We start from the raw sequence: 19,586 nt of genomic DNA, 5'->3' as shown, positions 1-19,586 counted from the left end.
AAACAAATGTTCAGTGATTTAGTGAGCGCTGGAGGTCACCTGACGACCTGCCGCGCGATCCCAGATAATGGCCAGAACCACCATCACCACTGTTGGCATTAACCACGCCAGACCTTGTTCGGCCAGCGGTAAACGCTGCGCCCAGGACGGTAAGATATCGCTGAATGCAGATGCTTTGATCCCGTCGAGAATACCAAAAAGCAGGCTGATAAACATCGGCGGAGCAATCACGCGGGACGAATTATGCCACCATGAGCGTGTAAAACTTAATACAACCAGTGCGATACACGGCGGATAAATAGCGGTCAGCACCGGTACGGAGATCTGGATCAGCTGGCTTAAGCCGAGGTTAGACACCACCATCGAGAAGCCGCCGAGGATAAACACCAGCGTACGATAAGAGAGCGGTACGTACTGGGCAAAGAATTCTGCACAAGCACAGGTCAGGCCAACCGCCGTGACCAGACAGGCGATGAAGATTAACGCCGCCAGCAGGAAGCTACCGCCGCCGCCAAAGGTGTGCTGAACGTAAGCATGCAGAATAGCAGCGCCGTTTGCAGACTGATCGACCAGCGACGCGCTGTCTGAACCCAGACAGAACAGCGCCAGGTACAGCAAAGTCAGACCAACACCCGCCATCAGGCCAGCCCAGACGGTATAACGGGTCAGCAGACGCGCTTCGGTAACGCCACGAGAACGCGCCGCGTTAACAATAACGATACCAAACACCATTGCGCCCAGCGTATCCATGGTCAGATAGCCGTTAACGAAGCCGTTAGAAAATGCAGCGTTTTGATAAGCCTCAGTCGCCGTGCTGATAGAACCCGCCGGCCAGACAATCGCGACAACAGACAGGATGACCAGCGCGATAATTTTCAGCGGCGCAAGGAAGTTGCCCACGGTATCCAGCAGCTTGCCCGGATAGAGCGAAACCAGAATAACGATAGCGAAATAGACCAAGCTGTAGATAAACAGCGGCAGCGCGGAATCACCCGTCAGCGGCGCAATCCCCACTTCAAAGGAAACGGTAGCTGTACGCGGCGTAGCGAAAAGCGGCCCCACCGCCAGGTAACAAACCGTTGCCAGCAGTACGCCAGCGACTTTACCGATTGGCGTGCTGAGGCTGTCAACACCGCCGCCAACTTTTGCCAGCGCCACTACCGTTAATACCGGCAGGCCAACGGCAGTAATGAGGAAGCCGAATGCCGCAGTCCAGACGTGTTCGCCTGCCTGTAAGCCGACCATTGGAGGGAAAATAATGTTACCTGCGCCGACGAACAACGCAAATGTCATAAAGCCCAGAGCGATGATATCGCGCGATCTTAATTGATGGGTCATAAATCATACTGCCTGTGGATGTGGTGTTGTAACGTTAAATTTTTGTGCCAATCCCTGGGGATGATACAGCGGTATATTTAAACAATTTTAGCGGGAAATACTCCCAACCAGGCGCGGCGAAGAATAGTTTTTCGATTTACCGCGTTAATGCAGTCAGTATGACAGCACCTGAAGCGCAATTTAAACGCTTATAACGTTTTAAAGCAAGGAGGGATCTAAAAACCAGAGGTATATAGCGATAAGAAATCACCAACCAGTATAAAACACTATTTCCGTGAAAAAGACATGGCTAATCATGCGAACAAAAAATCACCAACCGTTGTAAAATCTAACGCCCGTATTTTGACTGCAAAGAAAATAAGCCAGCATCGGCTGGCTTATGGCAATAAAAGATGACAAAGGCGGATTAATCGCTGTTTTTGGCAATTAAACGTTCCGGGATAACAAAACTGAAACGTGTTCCTTTTCCTACTGTACTCTCAATATTCAGGCGACTTTCGTGATGATTCACCGCATGTTTCACAATCGCTAACCCTAATCCGCTACCGCCGGTTTGCCGGGAACGCGCTTTATCAACGCGATAAAAACGCTCGGTCAGGCGCGGAATATGCTCCGGTGCAATGCCCGGTCCGTTATCTTCAACGCTAAATTCGGCACCGTGCGGCACTCGCTGCCAGCGTACGGTGATATGCGTGCCTTCCGGCGTATGATTCACGGCGTTATAGACCAGGTTCGAAATCGCACTGCGTAGCTGATCTTCGTTGCCAGACACCTTGAGGCCGTTATCTATCTCAAAGGTAAATGTCTGTTTTTTCTGACTCAGAGTCTGAGCCTCGCGCTCAACAACGCGCAGCATCATCGGCACATCAACCTTTTCATTGAGCAATTGCGTCGGCGCGGCTTCAATTTTCGACAGCGTTAGCAACTGCTTCACCAGCCCTTCCATCCGCTGGGTCTGCTCGCGCATGGTGTGCAACGCTTTTTCGCGTACCGCGCCTTCCAGCGGCTGCTCATCCATCATCTCCAGGTAACCCTGTAACACGGTCAATGGCGTACGTAACTCATGGCTCACGTTGGCAAAAAAGTTACGCCGCGCCCCTTCCAGTTGATGCATTTGCGTGACATCACGCGCCACCATCAGCAACTGTTTGTGGGTATAAGGCATGACGCTAATTTCCAGATGCCGCCCGGTGTTGAGCACCAGATTGAGCGGGCGAGAAAAATCACGCGTTTTCAGATATTGCGTAAACTCCGGGTAACGTAGTAGGTTAAGGATGTTCTGCCCGTTATCTTCCGGCCAGCGCAAACCAAGAATTTGTTGCGCCAGACCGTTACACCAGAAAATACCGCCCTCTTCCGTGGTCAGCACCACCGCGTCGGGCAGCGACTCCGCGCCGCTACGAAAGCGTTTAATCAGATTGCCCAGTTCACGGCGGCGTTTTTTATTTCGCAGCTGCATCTGGTGTAAGCCGTATAGTAGCGGTTCCCAGCTACCACGCCCCGGTGGCGGGGTCATACTGCGATCCACCCACTGCCACCATGAAAGGCGCAATAAATTCCAGAAATGCCAGATAAGCAGTCCTGTTACCGATGCCAGCAAAAACCAGGGCAGGTAACCAAAAAATGCACCCAGGATGAAAGCCGGGAGGCAGCAAAGTAGCAGCTCCAGCACCAGCCTTTTCCACGACAGCCGTTCCAGCACGTAAGATACTCCAGTTAAGAAATCATAAGCCCTGCTCTGCGTCCGATGAGCAAGGCGTTAAAAGCGGGTTGAAAAACGATATCCTGTACCGCGCACGGTCTGCACCATGCGGTCATGCCCGCCGGGCTCCAGTGCTTTACGCAGGCGACGAATGTGGACATCGACCGTGCGGTCTTCCACATACACGTTAGTTCCCCAGATGTGGTTTAACAGCTGCTCGCGGCTGTACACGCGCTCAGGATGCGTCATAAAAAAGTGCAGCAGTTTAAATTCTGTCGGCCCCATCTCCAGCGGCTCTTCGCCCGCCATCACTCGGTGAGATGTCGGGTCGAGACTTAATCCCTGCATCTCAATCACCTCTTCCACCGCCATTGGCGAAATACGGCGCATTACCGCTTTGATTCGCGCCACCAGCTCCTTCGGCGAAAATGGCTTGGTGATATAGTCATCCGCGCCGGTTTCAAGGCCGCGCACGCGATCTTCTTCTTCCCCTCTGGCGGTCAACATCACCACTGGAATATCCCGGGTCATCGACTCGCGCTTGAGGTGTTTGATGAACTGGATACCGGAGCCGCCAGGTAACATCCAGTCAAGGAGAATTAAATCCGGCCAGGGTTCATTCAGTTGATTCACAGCACTGTCATAATCTTCCGCTTCGACCGGCTGAAAGCCATTTTGTTCGAGCACGAAGCAGACCATTTCGCGAATTGGAGCTTCATCTTCTACGACCAGAATACGTCTCGCCATGATTTGCCCTGTTGTAATAAATAGGTTGCGATCATTAATGCGACGTCATTATGCGTCAGATTTATGACAGATTTATGAAAAGCTCGTCGCACATATCTTCAGGTTATTGATTTCCGTGGCGCAGAAAAAAGCAAATGGCACATCTGTTTGGGTATAATCGCGACCATGCTTTTTCGCCAGGGAACCGTTATGCGCATCCTTCACACCTCAGACTGGCATCTCGGCCAGAACTTCTACAGTAAAAGCCGCGAAGCTGAACATCAGGCTTTTCTTGACTGGCTGCTGGAGACAGCACAAACCCATCAGGTGGATGCGATTATTGTTGCTGGTGATGTTTTCGATACCGGCTCGCCGCCCAGTTACGCCCGCACGTTATACAACCGTTTTGTTGTCAATTTACAGCAAACTGGCTGTCATCTGGTGGTACTGGCAGGAAACCATGACTCGGTCGCCACGCTGAATGAATCGCGCGATATCATGGCGTTCCTCAATACAACCGTGGTCGCCAGCGCCGGACATGCGCCGCAAATCTTGCCTCGTCGCGACGGGACGCCAGGCGCAGTGCTGTGCCCCATTCCGTTTTTACGCCCGCGTGACATTATTTCCAGCCAGGCGGGGCTTAACGGTATTGAAAAACAGCAGCATTTACTGGCAGCGATTACCGATTATTACCAACAACACTATGCCGATGCCTGCAAACTGCGCGGCGATCAGCCTCTGCCCATCATCGCCACGGGACATTTAACGACCGTGGGTGCCAGTAAAAGTGACGCCGTGCGTGACATTTATATTGGCACGCTGGACGCGTTTCCGGCACAAAACTTTCCACCAGCCGACTACATCGCGCTCGGGCATATTCACCGCGCACAGATTATTGGCGGCATGGAACATGTTCGCTATTGCGGTTCCCCCATTCCACTGAGTTTTGATGAATGCGGTAAGAGTAAATATGTCCATCTGGTGACATTTTCAAACGGCAAATTAGAGAGCGTGGAAAACCTGAACGTACCGGTAACTCAACCCATGGCGGTGCTGAAAGGCGATCTGGCGTCGATTACCGCACAGCTGGAACAGTGGCGCGATGTATCGCAGGAGCCACCTGTCTGGCTGGATATCGAAATCACTACTGATGAGTATCTGCATGATATTCAGCGCAAAATCCAGGCATTAACCGAATCATTGCCTGTCGAAGTATTGCTGGTACGTCGGAGTCGTGAACAGCGCGAGCGTGTGTTAGCCAGCCAACAGCGTGAAACCCTCAGCGAACTCAGCGTCGAAGAGGTGTTCAATCGCCGTCTGGCACTGGAAGAACTGGATGAATCGCAGCAGCAACGTCTGCAGCATCTTTTCACCACGACGTTGCATACCCTCGCCGGAGAACACGAAGCATGAAAATTCTCAGCCTGCGCCTGAAAAACCTGAACTCATTAAAAGGCGAATGGAAGATTGATTTCACCCGCGAGCCGTTCGCCAGCAACGGGCTGTTTGCCATTACCGGCCCAACCGGTGCGGGGAAAACCACCCTGCTGGACGCCATTTGTCTGGCGCTGTATCACGAAACTCCGCGTCTCTCTAACGTTTCACAATCGCAAAATGATCTCATGACCCGCGATACCGCTGAATGTCTGGCGGAGGTGGAGTTTGAAGTGAAAGGTGAAGCGTATCGCGCGTTCTGGAGCCAGAATCGGGCGCGTAACCAGCCGGACGGTAATTTGCAGGTGCCTCGCGTAGAGCTGGCGCGCTGCGCCGACGGCAAAATTCTCGCCGACAAAGTGAAAGATAAGCTGGAACTGACAGCGACGTTAACCAGGCTGGATTACGGGCGCTTCACCCGTTCGATGCTGCTTTCGCAGGGGCAATTTGCTGCCTTCCTGAATGCCAAACCCAAAGAACGCGCGGAATTGCTCGAGGAGTTAACCGGCACTGAAATCTACGGGCAAATCTCGGCGATGGTTTTTGAGCAGCACAAATCGGCCCGCACTGAGCTGGAGAAGCTGCAAGCGCAGGCCAGCGGCGTCACGTTGCTCACGCCGGAACAAGTGCAATCGCTGACAGCGAGTTTGCAGGTACTTACTGACGAAGAAAAACAGTTAATTACCGCGCAGCAGCAAGAACAACAATCGCTAAACTGGTTAACGCGTCAGGACGAATTGCAGCAAGAAGCCAGCCGCCGTCAGCAGGCCTTGCAACAGGCGTTAGCCGAAGAAGAAAAAGCGCAACCTCAACTGGCGGCGCTTAGTCTGGCACAACCGGCACGAAATCTTCGTCCACACTGGGAACGCATCGCAGAACACAGCGCGGCGCTGGCGCATATTCGCCAGCAGATTGAAGAAGTAAATACTCGCTTACAGAGCACAATGGCGCTTCGCGCGAGCATTCGCCACCACGCGGCGAAGCAGTCAGCAGAATTACAGCAGCAGCAACAAAGCCTGAATACCTGGTTACAGGAACACGACCGCTTCCGTCAGTGGAACAACGAACTGGCGGGTTGGCGTGCGCAGTTCTCCCAACAAACCAGCGATCGCGAGCATCTGCGGCAATGGCAGCAACAGTTAACCCATGCTGAGCAAAAACTTAATGCGCTTGCGGCGATCACGTTGACGTTAACCGCCGATGAAGTTGCTACCGCCCTGGCGCAACATGCCGAGCAACGCCCACTGCGTCAGCGCCTGGTCGCGCTGCATGGGCAGATTGTTCCCCAACAAAAACGTCTGGCGCAGTTAATGGTCACTATCCAGAATGTCACTCTGGAACAGACGCAACGTAATGTCGCACTTAACGAAATGCGCCCGCGTTATAAAGAAAAGACGCAGCAACTTGCCGATGTGAAAACCATTTGCGAGCAGGAAGCGCGCATCAAAACGCTGGAAGCCCAGCGTGCACAGTTACAGGCGGGTCAGCCTTGTCCACTTTGTGGTTCCACCAGCCACCCGGCGGTCGAGGCGTATCAGGCGCTGGAGCCTGGTGTTAATCAGTCTCGATTACTGGCGCTGGAAAACGAAGTTAAAAAGCTCGGCGAAGAAGGTGCGGCGCTGCGCGGGCAACTGGATGCATTAACGAAGCAGCTTCAGCGCGATGAAAACGAAGCGCAAAGCCTCCGACAAGATGAGCAAGCACTTACTCAACAATGGCAAGCCGTCACGGCCAGCCTCAATATCACCTTGCAGCCACAGGACGATATTCAACCGTGGCTGGATGCACAAGATGAGCACGAACGCCAGCTGCGGTTACTCAGCCAACGACATGAATTACAAGGGCAGATTGCCGCGCATAATCAGCAAATTATCCAGTATCAACAGCAAATTGAACAACGTCAGCAGCAGCTCTTAACGGCATTGGCGGGTTATGCACTGACATTGCCACAGGAAGATGAAGAAGAGAGCTGGTTGGCGACACGTCAGCAAGAAGCGCAGAGCTGGCAGCAACGCCAGAACGAATTAACCGCGCTGCAAAACCGTATTCAGCAGCTGACGCCGATTCTGGAAACGTTGCCGCAAAGTGATGATCTCCCGCACAGCGAAGAAACTGTGGCGCTGGATAACTGGCGGCAGGTTCATGAACAATGTCTCGCATTACACAGCCAGCAGCAGACGTTACAGCAACAGGATGTTCTGGCGGCGCAAAGTCTGCAAAAAGCCCAAGCGCAGTTTGACACCGCGCTACAGGCCAGCGTCTTTGACGATCAGCAGGCGTTCCTTGCGGCGCTAATGGATGAACAAACACTAACGCAGCTGGAACAGCTCAAGCAGAATCTGGAAAACCAGCGCCGTCAGGCGCAAACGCTGGTCACTCAGACAGCAGAAACGCTGGCACAGCATCAACAACACCGACCTGACGGGTTGGCTCTCACTGTGACGGTGGAGCAGATTCAGCAAGAGTTAGCGCAAACTCACCAAAAGTTGCGTGAAAACACCACGAGTCAAGGCGAGATTCGCCAGCAGCTGAAGCAGGATGCAGATAACCGTCAGCAACAACAAACCTTAATGCAGCAAATTGCTCAAATGACGCAGCAGGTTGAGGACTGGGGATATCTGAATTCGCTAATAGGTTCCAAAGAGGGCGATAAATTCCGCAAGTTTGCCCAGGGGCTGACGCTGGATAATTTAGTCCATCTCGCTAATCAGCAACTTACCCGGCTGCACGGGCGCTATCTGTTACAGCGCAAAGCCAGCGAGGCGCTGGAAGTCGAGGTTGTTGATACCTGGCAGGCAGATGCGGTACGCGATACCCGTACCCTTTCCGGCGGCGAAAGTTTCCTCGTTAGTCTGGCGCTGGCGCTGGCGCTTTCGGATCTGGTCAGCCATAAAACACGTATTGACTCGCTGTTCCTTGATGAAGGTTTTGGCACGCTGGATAGCGAAACGCTGGATACCGCCCTTGATGCGCTGGATGCCCTGAACGCCAGTGGCAAAACCATCGGTGTGATTAGCCACGTAGAAGCGATGAAAGAGCGTATTCCGGTGCAGATCAAAGTGAAAAAGATCAACGGCCTGGGCTACAGCAAACTGGAAAGTACGTTTGCAGTGAAATAACTATTCAGCAGGATAATGAATACAGAGGGGCGAATTATCTCTTGGCCTTGCTGGTCGTTATCCTGCAAGCTATCACTTTATTGGCTACGGTGATTGGTAGCCGTTCTGGTGGTTGTGATGGTGGTATGAAAAAAGTCATTTTATCTTTGGCTCTGGGCACGTTTGGTTTGGGGATGGCCGAATTTGGCATTATGGGCGTGCTCACGGAGCTGGCGCATAACGTAGGAATTTCGATTCCTGCTGCCGGGCATATGATCTCGTATTATGCACTGGTGGTGGTGGTCGGTGCGCCAATCATCGCACTCTTTTCCAGCCGCTACTCACTCAAACATATCTTGTTGTTTCTGGTGGCGTTGTGCGTCATTGGCAACGCCATGTTCACGCTCTCTTCGTCTTACCTGATGCTCGCCATTGGTCGGCTGGTATCCGGCTTTCCGCATGGCGCATTTTTTGGCGTCGGAGCGATCGTGTTATCAAAAATTATCAAACCCGGAAAAGTCACCGCCGCCGTGGCGGGGATGGTTTCCGGGATGACAGTCGCCAATTTGCTGGGCATTCCGCTGGGAACGTATTTAAGTCAGGAATGCTGGCGTTACACCTTTTTATTGATCGCTGTTTTTAATATTGCGGTGATGGCATCGGTCTATTTTTGGGTGCCAGATATTCGCGACGAGGCGAAAGGAAATCTGCGCGAACAATTTCACTTTTTGCGCAGCCCGGCCCCGTGGTTAATTTTCGCCGCCACGATGTTTGGCAACGCAGGTGTGTTTGCCTGGTTCAGCTACGTAAAGCCATACATGATGTTTATTTCCGGTTTTTCGGAAACGGCGATGACCTTTATTATGATGTTAGTTGGGCTAGGGATGGTGCTGGGAAATATGCTAAGTGGCAGGATTTCAGGACGTTATTCACCACTGCGCATTGCAGCAGTGACTGACTTTATCATTGTACTGGCACTGCTGATGCTCTTTTTCTGCGGCGGCATGAAAACAACGTCGCTTATTTTTGCTTTTATTTGTTGCGCGGGATTATTTGCCCTTTCAGCACCTCTGCAAATATTGTTACTGCAAAATGCCAAAGGCGGAGAGTTATTAGGTGCCGCAGGTGGGCAAATAGCGTTTAACCTCGGTAGCGCCGTCGGCGCATATTGCGGAGGTATGATGCTGACGCTGGGGCTGGCATATAATTACGTGGCGCTGCCTGCCGCCCTGCTTTCGTTTGCTGCGATGTCATCGTTGCTGCTGTATGGTCGCTATAAGCGCCAGCAAGCGGCGGATAGTCCGGTGCTGGCGAAACCACTGGGGTAGATTACTGTCACGGTGCGCGTTGCTTATTGCCGGATGCGGCGTGAACGCCTTATCCGCCCTACGCGGTTCTGGCACATTTTGTAGGCCTGATAAGACGCGGCAAGCGTCGCATCAGGCATGATGCGCCAATTGCCTACGTTTTTTACTCTTGTGGCCATAACCACGCAGCGCCGCGTACGCCGCTGGAATCACCGTGCTTCGCCTTACTCACCGGCGTTTCACATTCGCCGCCGAAGACAAATTGTTTAATCAACTGCCCAACCGTTTGATATAAACGGTCTACATTGCTCATCCCGCCCCCCAGGACAATCACATCCGGATCGAGAATATTCACGACATGTGCCAGCGATTTTGCCAGCCGCAGCTCGTAGCAACGCAATGCCAGTTCCACTACCGGATCGCTTTCTTCAACCAGGCGGATAATTTCACTGCCTTTCAGCGCATGTCCGCTCAAACGACGATAATCCGTCGCGAATCCCGTGCCCGAAATAAAGGTTTCAATACAACCTTGTTTACCGCAATAACAAGGGACTTCCTCGCGATAACGCAGTTCGTCTTCGTCCATCCACGGTAGCGGATTGTGTCCCCACTCACCTGCCGTGCCATTGCCGCCGATATGCGTCCGCCCATTGAATGCCACGCCCGCGCCGCATCCCGTGCCGATAATCACGGCAAATACCGTCTGCGCTCCCGCTGCCGCGCCATCTACTGCTTCTGAAACCGCCAGACAGTTGGCATCATTTGCCAGCCGCACTTCCCGCTGCAACCTCGCGCTTAAGTCTTTATCGAATGGCTGACCGTTGAGCCAGGTTGAATTGGCATTCTTCACCACACCGGTGTAGGGCGAAATCGAACCTGGAATGCCCATACCTACCGTGCCGCGCTGCCCTGTCGCCTGCTCCGCCATATCAACCAACGTGGCGATCGTTTCAATAGTCTGCCGGTAATCATCACGCGGCGTGGGCAGACGATGGCGGTACAACTGCTCCCCTGCATCGCCCAGTGCAATCACTTCAGTTTTGGTGCCGCCTAAATCGATACCTATACGCACTGTACTCTCCTTATTTTTTTCAATATCAATAGCGTAGAGACGGACAACCGGATTGGCAATGCAAGGCCGCCGACAATTCGTTATCATGCCCGCTAAATTTAACGACAAGGCCGTGGAAATTATCATGCTGTGGTTCAAAAATTTAATGGTTTACCGTCTTAGCCGCGAGATTTCGCTGCGTGCAGAAGAGATGGAAAAACAGCTAGCCTCGATGGCATTTACCCCATGCGGCAGCCAGGACATGGCGAAGATGGGCTGGGTTCCTCCGATGGGATCGCACAGCGATGCGTTAACGTACGTTGCCAATGGTCAAATTGTTATCTGCGCGCGCAAAGAAGAAAAAATCCTCCCGTCTCCGGTGATTAAACAGGCGCTGGAAGCGAAAATCGCCAAACTGGAAGCGGAACAGGCGCGTAAGCTGAAGAAAACCGAAAAAGATTCGCTGAAAGACGAAGTGCTGCACTCTCTGCTGCCGCGTGCTTTCAGCCGTTTTAGCCAGACAATGATGTGGCTCGACACGGTTAACGGTTTGATTATGGTGGACTGCGCCAGTGCCAAAAAAGCGGAAGATACGCTGGCATTACTGCGTAAAAGCCTGGGGTCGTTACCGGTTGTACCATTGAGCATGGAAAACCCGATTGAACTGACGCTGACCGAATGGGTTCGCTCTGGTAGTGCTGCACAGGGCTTCCAGCTGCTTGATGAAGCCGAGCTGAAATCGTTGCTGGAAGATGGCGGCGTGATCCGCGCGAAGAAACAAGATCTGACCAGCGAAGAGATCACCAATCACATTGAAGCCGGAAAAGTGGTGACTAAACTGGCGCTCGACTGGCAGCAGCGCATTCAGTTTGTGATGTGCGACGATGGTTCGCTCAAGCGTCTTAAGTTCTGCGACGAGCTGCGCGATCAAAACGAAGATATCGACCGTGAAGATTTCGCCCAGCGTTTTGATGCCGATTTCATCCTGATGACTGGTGAACTGGCAGCGTTAATTCAAAACCTGATTGAAGGATTAGGTGGCGAAGCACAACGTTAATTGCTGATTTTCCTTTAATGCCGGATGCGACGCCTGCCGCGTCTTATCCGGCGTACGAAGCCACACCAGGCATATAATTATTCGCTACGGCGAGCAATAATTTTTAGCGCAGCAATATTATGCGTTTTACGCCGTAACTGATCTAATCGCCTCATCCCTATTCGCCTGTCAGCTGCACGCAGAATATTCACTACCCCCCATTTATCGCTGGTAAATTGTTTTGTTAACAGCTCCGCTTTTGGGGTATCAATATATTCACGCAATAAATCAGAAATTGAACAAATATCCGTCAGGTAAGGATACCAGCAAGTTTCACCGTGAAAATTACGCACTCCAGCGTTACCTGCAATAAAGTCTTTCGGGTAATCCCAGATCACGTTTTTATCCAACGTGATCCAATAACGCGGTAAATCGGTACTTCCACCATTTTGGCTGCGCATGGGATAACGGGTACAGTGAATTTGCAGGTTGATCGTTGGCGTCAGTAAGTCATAGTTCTCCCGCTGTAACTTGCTCCATGGACGTTGTGTCATTGTTTTTCCTCAAGCTGGTGACGCGCTTCACTGCGAATTTTCCGCGTTGCCCCGGTTTTCACTAAATCACGTAACTGCGAAAGATCGGGTTGTTCGACAAATAAGAGTAATGATGGATCCTCTTTTAACCACGCCGTTTTCACATCGGCAGCCAGCTGTGGATTATTAATAGCCAGCGACCGATCCTGAGGCTCAGTCAATGTCGTTAACAACGACGCCGGGGTATGTGCGTTGCGTAATGCCGTTTGACGCAAATGATCATTGCGACTTTGCAGCAATGCACGCCACCATTCATCATCTGATTTATCTTTTATCGTAGCCAGTTCCGCAAAAAATACCTGGAGATCTTCACTGATATTTATATCAACCTTGATGAATTATGAATATATCGGAAATTGAAAAAATCGCAGCAAAGGAAATATTATTATGGGTTAAAGAGAGGATATTTCAGAAAAATGCCCTCCCGTTCAAGGGGAAGGCGAGGAATTACAGATAGCGGCACAGATAAGAGGTGGGTTCGGCAACTTGAAGATGAAACTCACTGTGACCGGGAACATTAAACACCGAACCGGCTTCATACACTTGCCAGTCGGTCGCGTCAGGCAGTAACACATTCAGCGCGCCACTGATTACCGTCATCTCTTCCGGCTCAGCGGTGCTGAAGGTGTATTCGCCTTCAACCATAACACCCACGCTGGCGCGACCAGTGCTGCTGCTGGAAAAGCCGATCGATTTCACTTTGCCGGAAAAGTACTCATTACTTTGAAGCATAAACTGGCCCTGTCTGGTAGTTGAACATCTACTTCACTATAGGGGCCAGAGGCGCTGGCTGTCACGCAAAATTACACCAGTAATTCCGCAGCCAGCCGTGCAATCAATACGTTAGAGAGCAAGACAGGAACATCGAGCTGTTTTTGCAGTAAATCGCGATGACGTTGGTGAAATCCTAAACAATCCAGCATGATGACATCAGCCCCTTTTGCCAGTAATTCTTTCCCAGCATCAATGATTTTTTGTTCTGAATCATGAATGGGGTTACCCAATGAAAATACCGGCGATTTCTGCAAAATTTGCCATTTTTGCGCCTGAACGGGCAGCATCTCCTCAACCGGAACGATAACCCCCACCTGATGATCTTCAACAATAGAGGAAACCAGTGGAGGCAATATTCGCGACGGCTCAAGAAAGATCGTATTACGCGCAGTCATACTACTAATGTTTGCTGTACTCATTAATAAAATGACGTCATAACCCTGATTATCGAGCACTTCAACCACACCTTGCAGATCTCGCTCCACTTTACGACGCGAAACATGGGCCAGCTGGTTGTCATTTAATAATGTGAGAATGGTGTCTTCGCCTGCTTCTGGCGCGTACTCCGCCATCACTTCTTCACGACTTAACTTCCCCAGCAGGCTATGATGGGAAATATTATCTTCGTCAATGTATTCCGTCAGGAGCGGCAAAACCTCCTGCATAGGTACAATGCCGATGGTCAGGATCGCCAACGACGCACTCATTGTTCATCCACCTTACTTTTCTTTCGTCGTTAATTACCGGGCAAGTGTGAAGCACCACTGCTGACACTTACTTGTGCTACAAATGACAAAAAGCGTAGCAGCAGACGTGCACGGCATAATGTAAAGATTCCAAATGATTCCAGTAATGGAATGTTATTGTTTAATATTCTAATTATTAGAAAAACATGAATTATGAAAAATGTGACGCAGATCCCTTGTAGTGGCACTCAGAATCCCTTCCGAGCAGTCTGATGCGGTCACTCTTTGTCAGGGTCCTCATAGCGTTTTTTCGCATCCATCGCTTCCTGAGCCGTCGGATGTTCACTGATCAACGAGTCTGGTTTAGGATGATCGGCTCTGAGTTGGTACCAGGTTACCGTCTGTCCTGGCTTTCCTTTTTCAATCGTCACTATATATGCTTCACGAGGATAAGGCGGTTTCGTTGGCATCGTTCTTCCTTATTTCACGGGATGAACGTTAAGTATAGGCGCTCTAAAATCAACAATTGATCGTCTGTGCCAGGGCGCTACGAATTTCAGAAATCACCTGGCTGGGTTCGTTTGTTGCGTCGATGATAATATGCGCAACTTCGCGATATAGCGCATCGCGTTCTTCCAGCACTTCCTGAACTTCTTCGCTCAGCGGTTTTCCCGTTAAGGTTGGCCGTAAATCTTCTTCCGGTGCAGCTTGCAGTCGGTTAACCAGGACTGATACTGGCGCACACAAATAAACCACGATCCCGTTATTTTGCATGAAGTGACGATTAAATTCCGTCAGAATAATGCCGCCGCCTGTAGCGATAACGGTGGATGGCGCAGTTACCGCTTCCAGCGCCGCCGTTTCTCTGGCGCGAAATCCCGCCCACTCTTCCCTTTCGACGATCTCTGCGACCGTCATATTGAGCTGTGATTGCAACCACTGATCGGTATCGACAAACCGACGGTTAAGCGAATCGGCAAGGGCCATTCCGACCGTTGTTTTACCACAGCCCCGAGGCCCGATCAGAAAAAGAGGTTGTGTCATCGTGGGTTTTCCCCAATAGGTCGCAATGCGGCGAAAGCCGGTGTCATGAGAATAGCGATCATACCATCAAACTAGTACAATTTCGATTGTAAAGAAAAAATTCCACTTAAAGTGAAAATCTCAATACATCCCTTACTATACCAATAAATATTCAAGAATGAAGTGTAAATAATAAATTACATTTAGCCACGACTACGTTGCACTTCCAGCCACCACTTCTCCAGCTCCGCGGCAAAGGCCTGGCGGTCACGTTGTGAAAGGCTATCTGGTCCGCCGGTCTGGATCCCACTGGCACGTAAGGTATCCATAAAATCGCGCATCGTCAGGCGCTCACGAATGGTCGCTGGCGTGTAACGTTCGCCGCGCGGATTAAGCGCCGCTGCGCCTTTCTCGATGGCTTCAGCAGCCAAAGGTATATCTGCGGTGATCACCAAATCGCCCGCTTCACACTGCCGGACAATTTCGTTATCGGCAACGTCGAAACCTGCCGCGACGCGCAGCGTACGAATAAATCGCGATGGCGGCACGCGTAAACTCTGGTTTGCTACCAGTACCAGCGGCATCTGCATACGTTCCGCCGCGCGATACAAAATCTCTTTAATTACATTGGGACACGCGTCGGCATCCACCCAAATTGTCATAAAGTCATCCTTTGTTGGGTAATCCTCTATTGTGTCGCGCTTTTGCCTTCCGGCATAGTTCTGTTTATGCTTCTGCCAGCGATTATCAAAACAATGAATTTCACGGCAGGAGTGAGGCAATGGAAAAGAAAATCGGTTTTATTGGCTGCGGCAATATGGGAAAAGCCATTCTCGGCGGTCTGATTGCCAGCGGTCAGGTGCTTCCAGGGCAAATCTGGGTATACACCCCCTCCCCGGATAAAGTCGCCGCCCTGCATGACCAGTTCGGCATCAACGCCGCAGAATCGGCGCAAGAAGTGGCGCAAATCGCCGACATCATTTTTGCTGCCGTTAAACCTGGCATCATGATTAAAGTGCTTAGCGAAATCACCTCCAGCCTGAATAAAGACTCTCTGGTCGTTTCTATTGCTGCAGGTGTCACGCTCGACCAGCTTGCCCGCGCGCTGGGCCATGACCGGAAAATTATCCGCGCCATGCCGAACACTCCCGCGCTGGTTAATGCCGGGATGACCTCCGTAACGCCAAACGCGCTGGTAACCCCAGAAGATACCGCTGATGTGCTGAATATTTTCCGCTGCTTTGGCGAAGCGGAAGTAATTGCTGAGCCGATGATCCACCCGGTGGTCGGTATGAGCGGTTCTTCGCCAGCCTACGTATTTATGTTTATCGAAGCGATGGCCGACGCCGCCGTGCTGGGCGGGATGCCACGCGCCCAGGCGTATAAATTTGCCGCTCAGGCGGTAATGGGTTCCGCAAAAATGGTGCTGGAAACGGGAGAACATCCGGGGGCACTGAAAGATATGGTCTGCTCACCGGGAGGCACCACCATTGAAGCGGTACGCGTACTGGAAGAGAAAGGCTTCCGTGCCGCAGTGATCGAAGCGATGACGAAGTGTATGGAAAAATCAGAAAAACTCAGCAAATCCTGATGACTTTCGCCGGACGTCAGGCCGCCACTTCGGTGCGGTTACGTCCGGCTTTCTTTGCTTTGTAAAGCGCCAAATCTGCCGATTTCAACCACTCACGATAGTGACTCATTTGTGGGTTCAGCGGCGCAACCCCCACACTAATCCGTAAAGTTACCTGTGGCGTATTCGGCAAGCGTAACGTGTTTAGCCCTTCACGCACCCGTAACATGGCGGTAATGGCGCTCTCAGCTGGCGTACCGGACATGATTACTGCAAACTCATCGCCGCCAAACCGACCAATCACATCGCTACCGCGCAGGGTAATTTGTAACTGTCGGGTAAGCGCCACAATCGCTTCATCGCCCACATCATGACCCCAGGTATCGTTGATGCTCTTGAAATGGTCGATATCGATAATCAGTAACGTTGCATCGCGATTATGCCGCCGACAGTTATCAAATTCATTGCGTAACATAGTTTCCCAATGACGTCGGTTATACACGCCCGTCATGCCGTCGCGAGTACTCATGACCTGCAACCTGCGTTTATGTTCCGCCAGTTTGGTTGCCGTCTGGTAGCTGACCCAGCCAAACAGCAGAGGATAAACGACAATAATGGGAAGGGAGAGCCACCATTCCAGCGGCGCACTATTGAACGACACGGTAATGCCCGTAAGCTCGAGGGTGACAAGGCAGGAAACCACCATCAACACCAGACCCGCGACAAACAGACGGGGGCCGCCTGCCCCCATCAAATTCAGACACAGAATCATCAACATAGCGGTGGAAGGCAGCACGTTTACGCCCATTACGCCTACCCACATTCCCGCTAATACTGCATCGGTTTTTAAGTTGTAAATTTCCCGGCTAAGCGGATCGACGGCCCTGCTCGCTATCTGCCAGGCTAAATGCGGCCAGACGAACGCCCAGCCGACCAACACCAGCCACCACCAGCCCGGCGGCGGGTGCGAAACCAGCGTTGAAGCAATCGGTAAGAACATGCCAGCCAGGCCAACCGCACGGGGTAGTCTGACGCGACGGGCGAAGCGCAGCCCGGACCGCTGATGTTCGTTTTGAGGAGTTAAAGGAGGTTCCTCCCCATGCGCCGCCGCTTTTTTGAAAAAGTTTTCATCATTCATTATTTTTGGGAACATTCAGAAACAATTTTCCCAAATTATAGAGACGGGGCTAAAGGCAGAAGTATGAAATTTCGGGTGAGCCACTTTCGTAGCTCACCCGTTAGCACTATCAGGTATCAGGCGGCTTTCTTGAGGCAGGCACTCATAAACTTATTACGATCATCACCTTTCAGAGATTGTTGCGTTGCTTGATTATTACATTCGCGCATCTTTTGCTGCTGTGGCGTCAAACTTTTTTCACCAGGCGCAGACTTGCTGTTCTTCAGGCAATCACTCATGTAGGTCTTACGAGCATCCCCTTTCAACGCCTGCGCCGTCGCCTGCTGATTACAGGAGGTCATACGCTGTTGTTGTGGGGTTAAGGTTCTCTCGGCAGCGCCGACGGTGGTTAAAAAAACCAGACCAAAAAGCAAGGTAACCAGTAATGTTATTTTCATAGCACCATCCCTCTTCATGTTTTAACCATGAGCGTTTGCGCCCGTGATCTGCCATTAAGTCTGGTTGCTAACAGCAAAAAAACCACCCGGCAGCGAAAATTCACTGCCGGGCGCGGTTTTATTTCAGCCCCAGAGCGGCTTTCATGGTGTAGAAGAGATCTGTCTGGTCGGTCAGTCCAACAACATTGGCGGCATGCGGGCCATACGCCGCAATACGCAACTGACTGCCGGTATGTTCTTGTGAATCCTCTTCGGAATTCCCGTAACTCATCACCATCACTGCGCCATCTTTAGTATTTAGCGCCTGAGTGAGGCCCGGCGCTTTGGTATCCGGCGCAACAACCTAGCTGGCGTGGGCGTGATCAGCGGTGACTATGACCAGCGTGTTACCCTCCTTTTTAGCGAATTCCAGCGCCCGTTGTACGGCTTCATCGAGATCGACCGTCTCGCCAATTTGCCCACAAGGATTCGCAGCGTGATCCTGTTTATCGATTGACGCACCTTCAACTTGCAGGAAAAATCCTTTCTCATTTTTACTCAACAATTCAATGGCTTTGTCGGTCATCTGTGCCAGGGTTGGTACACTGTCATTACGTTGCGGATTAGGCGTATAGGTGACTGCGGGCTTATCGATATTGCCGTGGTACGTTGCTTTCGGCCCTAGCCAGCGCACTGGCATATTGCCGTCAGCAAACAGGCCAAGCAGGGGTTTTTGCTGATTCGCTTCCGTCACTGAATTCAGTGAGGCAGCATCGTTCACCAACTGATAACCACGCGCCTGTGCCTGTTCACGCAGCGTTTTTCCCTGCCATTCACCAGCGGTTGCCGTTTCAGCAAAGGTTTTTGCGCCGCCGCCAAGCGTAACGTCGGCACGAGCGTTAAGCAGCTGTTCGGTAATCGATCCTTTTCCGCCTTTTTCCAGAGCGTTACCCGGACATTTTTCACTGGTCGCGCTCGAACCGTAGCATTTGCGCGAAGTCACATGTGCCACCAGCGCAGCGGGCGTGGCATCCTGCAACTCTGCGGTAGAAACGTTACCGGTCGCCAGACCTGCGGCTTTTGCCATTTCCAGAATCGTTGGGTGATCTTTTTCGTGAATATCGACGCCCAGCGCGCCGTTATAGGTTTTGACACCGGTTGACCAGGCGGTTGCTGATGCAGCCGAGTCGGTGACGTAGTCCGGTTTGCCAGTTTTTTTATTCAGCGCATAGTGAGTGTATTGCCCGGTAAGCGGTAAGGCATCGATACCTTTAAAAAAGCCGCCCGCACCTTCGGCATAATTACGTGTGGCAGTAATTTCCGAATCCCCCATCCCATCGCCAATCAGCAAAATAATATTTTTTGCAGGTTTATCGCTAAGAGAATCACGCAGAGCGGCGGTCTGATCACCCGTTAAGCGGCGAGCACCGCCGGGTGCAGTAATATCGCCCTGAGCAGCCCGGTTTTCCAGAACAGGCATTTCTGGTGTCCGGGCTTTTGTCACAGGGGTAAACAGTAACGGTAAGAGTGCCAGTGCAATAGTGCTTTGTTTCACTTTATTTTCTCCATGTACAAATACATTAAAAAATAAAAACAAAGCGACTATAAGTCTCGGCCGTGACAACTTTATGACAGCTGTTGAAAAGATTAACTTTTTACTGACGAGGATGCTTCAATAACTTCTTTACGTAATC

General features: G+C 51.5%; 17 protein-coding genes and 2 pseudogenes. 5 read left to right on the top strand and 14 right to left on the bottom strand.

The features are described 5' to 3' along the window. Positions 1-18: 18 nt before the first annotated feature. The 3 genes from brnQ to phoB all read right to left on the bottom strand — a co-directional run bounded on the left by brnQ (position 19) and on the right by phoB (position 3,787). Positions 19-1,338 carry a branched-chain amino acid transporter carrier protein BrnQ gene (brnQ, locus tag ACUU1M_RS05435; RefSeq protein ID WP_000149647.1) on the bottom strand — a complete coding sequence of 440 codons (1,320 nt, stop codon included), beginning with the start codon at positions 1,336-1,338 and terminating at the stop codon, positions 19-21. Positions 1,339-1,744: 406 nt separating this feature from the next. Next, entirely contained in the window at positions 1,745-3,040 is a 1,296-nt protein-coding gene (phoR, locus tag ACUU1M_RS05430) for a phosphate regulon sensor histidine kinase PhoR (protein ID WP_000893628.1), read from the bottom strand. A gap of 57 nt (positions 3,041-3,097) precedes the next feature. Then, positions 3,098-3,787, bottom strand: coding sequence for a phosphate response regulator transcription factor PhoB (phoB, locus tag ACUU1M_RS05425; protein ID WP_000113929.1), 690 nt, complete (start codon positions 3,785-3,787; stop codon positions 3,098-3,100). Positions 3,788-3,976: 189 nt separating this feature from the next. On the opposite strand from phoB, the gene sbcD reads away from it, so the two are divergent. The 3 genes from sbcD to araJ all read left to right on the top strand — a co-directional run bounded on the left by sbcD (position 3,977) and on the right by araJ (position 9,626). Continuing rightward, entirely contained in the window at positions 3,977-5,179 is a 1,203-nt protein-coding gene (sbcD, locus tag ACUU1M_RS05420) for an exonuclease subunit SbcD (protein ID WP_001221304.1), read from the top strand. Continuing rightward, positions 5,176-8,319 (top strand): exonuclease subunit SbcC, encoded by a 3,144-nt coding sequence (gene sbcC / locus ACUU1M_RS05415; RefSeq protein WP_000698963.1) that lies wholly within the window; start codon positions 5,176-5,178, stop codon positions 8,317-8,319. The genes sbcD and sbcC overlap by 4 nt, the downstream gene beginning before the upstream one ends. Before the next feature lie 125 nt (positions 8,320-8,444). Next, a complete protein-coding gene (gene araJ / locus ACUU1M_RS05410; protein WP_005072849.1) occupies positions 8,445-9,626 on the top strand; it encodes an MFS transporter AraJ in 1,182 nt (393 codons plus the stop codon). 142 nt (positions 9,627-9,768) lie between these two features. On the opposite strand, the gene mak is transcribed toward araJ, so the two are convergent. After that, on the bottom strand, positions 9,769-10,677 hold the full coding sequence (gene mak, locus ACUU1M_RS05405) for a fructokinase (RefSeq protein ID WP_152028887.1): 909 nt from the start codon (positions 10,675-10,677) through the stop codon (positions 9,769-9,771). Between the two features lie 124 nt (positions 10,678-10,801). On the opposite strand from mak, the gene rdgC reads away from it, so the two are divergent. Then, positions 10,802-11,713 (top strand): recombination-associated protein RdgC, encoded by a 912-nt coding sequence (gene rdgC / locus ACUU1M_RS05400; RefSeq protein ID WP_005072845.1) that lies wholly within the window; start codon positions 10,802-10,804, stop codon positions 11,711-11,713. A gap of 77 nt (positions 11,714-11,790) precedes the next feature. Here rdgC and ACUU1M_RS05395 read toward each other — a convergent pair whose 3' ends face one another. The 7 genes and pseudogenes from ACUU1M_RS05395 to ACUU1M_RS05365 all read right to left on the bottom strand — a co-directional run bounded on the left by ACUU1M_RS05395 (position 11,791) and on the right by ACUU1M_RS05365 (position 15,430). After that, on the bottom strand, positions 11,791-12,246 hold the full coding sequence (locus ACUU1M_RS05395) for an SF0329 family protein (protein WP_449144650.1): 456 nt from the start codon (positions 12,244-12,246) through the stop codon (positions 11,791-11,793). Continuing rightward, a pseudogene (locus tag ACUU1M_RS05390) lies at positions 12,243-12,578 on the bottom strand (DUF2773 domain-containing protein); the annotation flags it as partial. The pseudogene ACUU1M_RS05390 and the gene ACUU1M_RS05395, both read right to left, overlap by 4 nt. A gap of 154 nt (positions 12,579-12,732) precedes the next feature. After that, positions 12,733-13,017 (bottom strand): pyrimidine/purine nucleoside phosphorylase, encoded by a 285-nt coding sequence (gene ppnP, locus ACUU1M_RS05385; protein WP_000941942.1) that lies wholly within the window; start codon positions 13,015-13,017, stop codon positions 12,733-12,735. Between the two features lie 71 nt (positions 13,018-13,088). Then, positions 13,089-13,766 (bottom strand): AroM family protein, encoded by a 678-nt coding sequence (locus ACUU1M_RS05380; RefSeq protein WP_001276420.1) that lies wholly within the window; start codon positions 13,764-13,766, stop codon positions 13,089-13,091. A gap of 257 nt (positions 13,767-14,023) precedes the next feature. Further along, positions 14,024-14,215, bottom strand: a complete 192-nt coding sequence (gene yaiA / locus ACUU1M_RS05375) for a protein YaiA (protein ID WP_001142439.1) — start codon at positions 14,213-14,215, stop codon at positions 14,024-14,026. A gap of 49 nt (positions 14,216-14,264) precedes the next feature. Further along, positions 14,265-14,789, bottom strand: a complete 525-nt coding sequence (gene aroL / locus ACUU1M_RS05370; protein ID WP_000193393.1) for a shikimate kinase AroL — start codon at positions 14,787-14,789, stop codon at positions 14,265-14,267. A 182-nt stretch (positions 14,790-14,971) separates the two neighbouring features. After that, on the bottom strand, positions 14,972-15,430 hold the full coding sequence (locus ACUU1M_RS05365; protein WP_000158159.1) for a YaiI/YqxD family protein: 459 nt from the start codon (positions 15,428-15,430) through the stop codon (positions 14,972-14,974). Positions 15,431-15,549: 119 nt separating this feature from the next. On the opposite strand from ACUU1M_RS05365, the gene proC reads away from it, so the two are divergent. After that, positions 15,550-16,359 (top strand): pyrroline-5-carboxylate reductase, encoded by an 810-nt coding sequence (proC, locus tag ACUU1M_RS05360; protein WP_005072833.1) that lies wholly within the window; start codon positions 15,550-15,552, stop codon positions 16,357-16,359. Between the two features lie 16 nt (positions 16,360-16,375). Here proC and adrA read toward each other — a convergent pair whose 3' ends face one another. The 3 genes and pseudogenes from adrA to phoA form a co-directional block, all read right to left on the bottom strand. Continuing rightward, positions 16,376-17,491: a diguanylate cyclase AdrA gene (gene adrA, locus ACUU1M_RS05355; protein WP_024259952.1), complete on the bottom strand. Its 1,116-nt coding sequence runs from the start codon at positions 17,489-17,491 to the stop codon at positions 16,376-16,378. Between the two features lie 101 nt (positions 17,492-17,592). Next, the gene (gene psiF / locus ACUU1M_RS05350) at positions 17,593-17,913 is read right to left on the bottom strand and encodes a phosphate starvation-inducible protein PsiF (RefSeq protein WP_001295332.1); all 321 of its coding nucleotides are present in this window, start codon (positions 17,911-17,913) and stop codon (positions 17,593-17,595) included. A gap of 118 nt (positions 17,914-18,031) precedes the next feature. Further along, a pseudogene (phoA, locus tag ACUU1M_RS05345) lies at positions 18,032-19,447 on the bottom strand (alkaline phosphatase). Positions 19,448-19,586: the final 139 nt, after the last annotated feature.

It is taken from the genome of Shigella sp. SIG6 (assembly GCF_053555815.1).
The sequence above is the reverse complement of the archived record's forward strand: the minus strand, read 5'-3'. Positions and strand labels throughout refer to the sequence as shown.

Excerpts from the sequence above, each read along its gene's own strand:
- proC (WP_005072833.1), top strand. The coding sequence starts at position 15,550 with ATGGAAAAGAAAATCGGTTTTATTGGCTGCGGCAATATGGGAAAAGCC.
- aroL (WP_000193393.1), bottom strand. The coding sequence starts at position 14,789 with ATGACACAACCTCTTTTTCTGATCGGGCCTCGGGGCTGTGGTAAAACA.
- sbcC (WP_000698963.1), top strand. The coding sequence starts at position 5,176 with ATGAAAATTCTCAGCCTGCGCCTGAAAAACCTGAACTCATTAAAAGGC.
- ACUU1M_RS05380 (WP_001276420.1), bottom strand. The coding sequence starts at position 13,766 with ATGAGTGCGTCGTTGGCGATCCTGACCATCGGCATTGTACCTATGCAG.
- ACUU1M_RS05395 (WP_449144650.1), bottom strand. The coding sequence starts at position 12,246 with ATGACACAACGTCCATGGAGCAAGTTACAGCGGGAGAACTATGACTTA.
- araJ (WP_005072849.1), top strand. The coding sequence starts at position 8,445 with ATGAAAAAAGTCATTTTATCTTTGGCTCTGGGCACGTTTGGTTTGGGG.
- adrA (WP_024259952.1), bottom strand. The coding sequence starts at position 17,491 with ATGTTCCCAAAAATAATGAATGATGAAAACTTTTTCAAAAAAGCGGCG.
- sbcD (WP_001221304.1), top strand. The coding sequence starts at position 3,977 with ATGCGCATCCTTCACACCTCAGACTGGCATCTCGGCCAGAACTTCTAC.
- yaiA (WP_001142439.1), bottom strand. The coding sequence starts at position 14,215 with ATGCCAACGAAACCGCCTTATCCTCGTGAAGCATATATAGTGACGATT.
- ppnP (WP_000941942.1), bottom strand. The coding sequence starts at position 13,017 with ATGCTTCAAAGTAATGAGTACTTTTCCGGCAAAGTGAAATCGATCGGC.
- psiF (WP_001295332.1), bottom strand. The coding sequence starts at position 17,913 with ATGAAAATAACATTACTGGTTACCTTGCTTTTTGGTCTGGTTTTTTTA.
- rdgC (WP_005072845.1), top strand. The coding sequence starts at position 10,802 with ATGCTGTGGTTCAAAAATTTAATGGTTTACCGTCTTAGCCGCGAGATT.
- brnQ (WP_000149647.1), bottom strand. The coding sequence starts at position 1,338 with ATGACCCATCAATTAAGATCGCGCGATATCATCGCTCTGGGCTTTATG.
- ACUU1M_RS05365 (WP_000158159.1), bottom strand. The coding sequence starts at position 15,430 with ATGACAATTTGGGTGGATGCCGACGCGTGTCCCAATGTAATTAAAGAG.
- phoB (WP_000113929.1), bottom strand. The coding sequence starts at position 3,787 with ATGGCGAGACGTATTCTGGTCGTAGAAGATGAAGCTCCAATTCGCGAA.